Source organism: Vicinamibacteria bacterium (genome assembly GCA_035620555.1).
Classification (GTDB): domain Bacteria; phylum Acidobacteriota; class Vicinamibacteria; order Marinacidobacterales; family SMYC01; genus DASPGQ01.
Window position 1 is genome coordinate 1 of record DASPGQ010000145.1, and the last position, 4238, is coordinate 4238.

Here is a 4238-nt window from a genome sequence, read left to right on the forward strand (position 1 = left end):
CGAGTTTGTCATCACCCTGCTCGTCGGGGAATGCGACTCGTCAGACCCAAGACGAGCCCCGAGCCGAACAGGAGACCTTCGTAGGCGCTGATGGCGACGCCCATCGAGCTGCCCAGGAGCCTCTCGAGAGGGTCGAGGCTGACCTGTGAGCCAGGGAAGCTCTCCGCCATGAGATCGAGGCTCATCGCCCCCAGGTGATACCCGGTCGTAGCGAGAAGCGCCCCAGCAAGGGCCGCGGCGAGACCGGCGGTCAAAGCCGCGATGAGCCGGGCCCGCCCTCGCGGACGGGCGATACCACCCTCGGGCATCCTCGTGGCCAGCGCATAGCCCATTCCGATCGCCCCGCCCATCGTCAGCCCCTCCAGGCCTCCTCCCACGGGAGAGAGGTTGCGTCCGAAGAGCCCCTCGACCGTATAGAGGCCGACGAAATGCGCAAGGGCCGCCACCGTGCCGCCGCCCGCGGCCCCGAACATAAAGAGGGCCAGGCCTCGGTTCGACCGAAAGAGCGCCTCCGCCCACGAGAGCCCGAAGCCGACGCCGAGCGCCCCCAGGCCCCCCACCGCGAGGCCAACGAGAGGCAGCGCCACGAGGACGCTCGGGCCGGCGGTCGCTCCAGGCCCGTGGCGGAGAAGCAGCGCTCCGGTGAGCCCACCGGCGAGCCCGGAGAGACCGCCTCCAATCATCGCGCCGAGGCAACGCCTCCGCGCGATCGCGGCGTGCCGTCGGACCCTGAGCTCGACGAGAGCTACGATGGCCGAAAAGAACCCGGGCTGCCCCCAGAGCGGAACCGGAGTTCGTTCGGGTTGATCCCAGCGCGCGTCCCGGACCACGGCCCGGGCCAGGCCTTTGAGCCGGACCAGATCCGCGTCGCGAGCGGAGCTGAGCACGACGTTTGCCGCGTCGAAGAGTCGCTCCTCCTCCTCGTCGGTTGTCGGAGGTGCCGCCTTGGCGAGCTCCTCGAGCGCCGCTTCCAACGCCCGATCTCTCGAAGGCGGCGCGTCGACTCGCTTCGAAGGAATCGGCTTCCCCGTTTCCGGCTCTTCCACGACCGCTTCCCAGACGAACCGGTAGCCATGGCGAGAGACCGTTCGAATGAATCGCGGGTCACGGGCGTTGTCGCCCAGGCAGCGCCTCAGGATTCGAACCGCCTGGGTCAGAGCTCCATCCGAGACGATGACGTCGCTCCAGACCCGCTCGAAAATCTCCTCTTTCGCGACCGCTTCGTTTCGCCGCTCGATGAGAAGGACGAGGAGATCGAAGTATCGGGGGATGAGTGGAATCTCGTCGTTTCCCTTCAGAAGGAGACGCCTCGTCGGGGAGAGCGTGAACTCGGAGAAGCGATAGCGGACCCGAGGCGTCGTCATCCGATTGGTCGAGCGTAACATACTGCCGGAGCGCTATTGCGCATCGAGACATCGGGCTTCGCTCGAACCTTTTCGGGCGCAATCTCGTCTCTGCCATGTGAGCACCCAATGGGTAGGCTGAGTTCTGCGCAATAAAAAGTCAGTTCGAACGGAGAGTCGATGGGAAGCCTAAAGAGCGATTTACGCTACGCGCTGAGGACGCTGGTCAAGAATCCTGGCTATGCGGCCATCGCGATCGCGACCCTGGCGCTGGGTATCGGGGCAAACAGCGCCATATTCAGCGTCGTCAACGGCGTCGTGTTGAAACCACTCGAATACCGTGCACCGGGGCGGCTGGTCATGGCGCACTCGGCTTTCCCCACCATGGGATTCGACAAATTCTGGATCTCGGCGCCTGAATATCGGGAATTGCGGGAATGGAGTCAATCTTTCGAGTCACTGGCGCTGTACAACACGGGACAGGCCAGTCTCGAGGCCGGGGAGGAGCCGATCCGGGTCTCGGCTGGCTATGCCTCAGCGTCCCTCTTCGATGTGCTGGGAGTGGAAGCGCGGCTCGGTCGGGTCTACACCGATGCCGAGGACTTGCCCGGCGTCGAAGCGGTCACCGTCTTGTCTCATGAGCTCTGGCAACGGAGCTTCGGCTCCGATGCCAGAGTGGTCGGGCGCCGAGTGGAGGTCGACGGTGTCTCGAGAACGGTGGTCGGGGTGATGCCTCCGCGTTTCGACATCGACGATCACCGTGTCGAGATTTGGATTCCCCTGGCTCTCGATCCGAACGACTATCCCGGACGAGCCTCTCACAATTACTACGTCGTCGGGCGGCTCGCAGAAGGGGTACGTTTCGAAGCGGCTAGCGCCGAGATCGAAAACCTCGTGTCTCGATGGCGCGAGGAGGCGGGAGGCTCGCATGCGCCAAACCCCGAGGGCCATCCGCTGTTCCTGACCGAGCTTCGCGACGAGGTCGTGGGTGAAGCGAGGCCGGCGCTCCTCATGCTCCTCGCGGTCGTCGGCCTCGTGCTGGTCGTAGCATCGGCGAACGTGGCGAACCTGCTCCTCGCCCGGGCCGAATCCCGGCAGCGCGAGATCGCCGTTCGAAACGCGATAGGCGCTGGCAAGCTCGTCCTGCTTCGTCAGTTCCTCGTCGAGAGCATCCTTTTGGCTCTGGCCGGAGGCGTGGTTGGAGTCCTGTTCGCGTTCTGGGGCGTGCGACTCTTGTTCGCCGCCTATCCCGACAGCATTCCACGGGCGGCAGAGGTGCTGCTCGACGGAAATGTCCTGCTGTTCTCTCTCGCCGTGTCGCTCGTCACCGGTGTGCTCTTCGGTATCACACCTTTGCTACACCTTTCCGCGGCAAACCTGGGGATCTCGCTGAAGGATGGGGGGCAGCGTTCGACGGCCGCCACGGGCCGCCAGGCCCTTCGTCGCTCCCTCGTGGTAGCCGAGATCGCGGTCGCCGTCATGCTCGTCATCGGTTGCGGGCTCCTTCTCAGGAGTTTCTGGGAGATGCAGCAGGTCGATCCCGGCTTCGAGCCCGACGGCCTGTCGACGTTCGAGATCTACCTTCCCGAGACGGCCTATCCGCGGAGCTCCGACCAGGTCGCTTTCGTTCGCGACATTTCTTCCAGTCTTTCCTCGGTGCCCGGTGTCGAGAGCGCCACGACCATGAGCGGGCTCCCACCGAGACGTCGCCTGAACGCCAACGACATGCAGTTCGAGGATGTGAAGCCAACGCCCGACGGTCCGCCTCTCAACGTCGACTACTGGCAGTTCGTCACCGAGGGGTACTTCGAGACGATGAAGATTCCGATCGTCGCCGGTCGCAGTTTTCGTTCCTCGGACGACGGAACGGCGTCACCGGTTTGCATCATCAACGAGACGATGGCCAAGGTGTTCTGGCCCGATCAGAATCCGCTCGGTAGACGCATCAGACCGCCCGACGACTCCGTGCCCTGGTTTACCATCATCGGGATCGCCAAAGACGTGAAGCAGGCGGGCCTCGAGGAGGAGACGGGTACCGAGGTCTACTTCTTCTATCCGCAAACGGCGGCAGCCGTTGACTTTGCCCCGAGAAGCATGAACGTCGTCCTGCGGTCTTCACTTCCCCCAGGAGTGGTCGCCGAGACCACCCGACGCGTCGTGTGGGACCGTGACGCGACCCTTCCACTGGCGGGTTTGCGCACGATGGACGAAGTTCTGGCCGACTCGCTGACCCGCCCCCGGTTCATCACGCTGCTCCTCGTTGTGTTTGCCGTTCTCGCCCTGGCTCTAGCAGCGGTGGGGACGTATGGAGTCATGTCGTACTTCGTGGCGGAGCGCACGAGCGAGATCGGCCTCCGCATGGCGCTCGGAGCGGGTACCCGGCGCATCCTGAAGCTCGTGCTTTCGCAGGGCCTCCTGCTCGGTGGGATCGGCGTTTCTCTGGGGATCGTCCTCGCGCTCGTCCTGACGCGTCTCCTCGGGTCGTTCTTGTTCGGGGTCACGACAACGGATCCGACGACGTTCATCGTCGTGCCGCTCGTGCTGCTCGCCGTTGCACTCGTCGCCTGCTTTGTCCCAGCGATGAGGGCGATGCGCATCGAGCCCGTCTCCGCGCTTCGCCACGAGTAGCCCGTCGCAGAGGCGACGGAGGCGGCGCTCGAATCGGATCCTCGTCGACCCAAGGTCGACCAGCGGAGGCTCCGCCTCGAGTTGTCGAGTGGGAGCCTCCGTATGGCGTCAGCGCAGCTAGCTTCCCACGACGAGCCGGTTGTCGACGCCGAACACACCAAAGGTGGAGCGAGCGATGTGCTCCGCCTTTCGTTTCTCGACTTCCGAACGGACCGCGCCGGTGAGAGCGACGCGCCCCCTCTCGACCACGATGTGAATCGGGGGATT

Annotated in this window: 2 protein-coding genes; one reads left to right on the plus strand and one right to left on the minus strand. The window is 64.6% G+C overall.

Annotated features, from left to right (window positions below; genetic code table 11):
• Nucleotides 1–11: 11 nt before the first annotated feature.
• Nucleotides 12–1364: a transcriptional regulator gene (locus tag VEK15_05765; GenBank protein ID HXV60180.1), complete on the minus strand. Its 1353-nt coding sequence runs from the start codon at nt 1362–1364 to the stop codon at nt 12–14.
• A 159-nt stretch (nt 1365–1523) separates the two neighbouring features.
• Between VEK15_05765 and VEK15_05770 the strand changes: the two genes are divergently transcribed.
• The gene (locus tag VEK15_05770; GenBank protein HXV60181.1) at nt 1524–3971 is read left to right on the plus strand and encodes an ABC transporter permease; all 2448 of its coding nucleotides are present in this window, start codon (nt 1524–1526) and stop codon (nt 3969–3971) included.
• Nucleotides 3972–4238 lie beyond the last annotated feature (267 nt).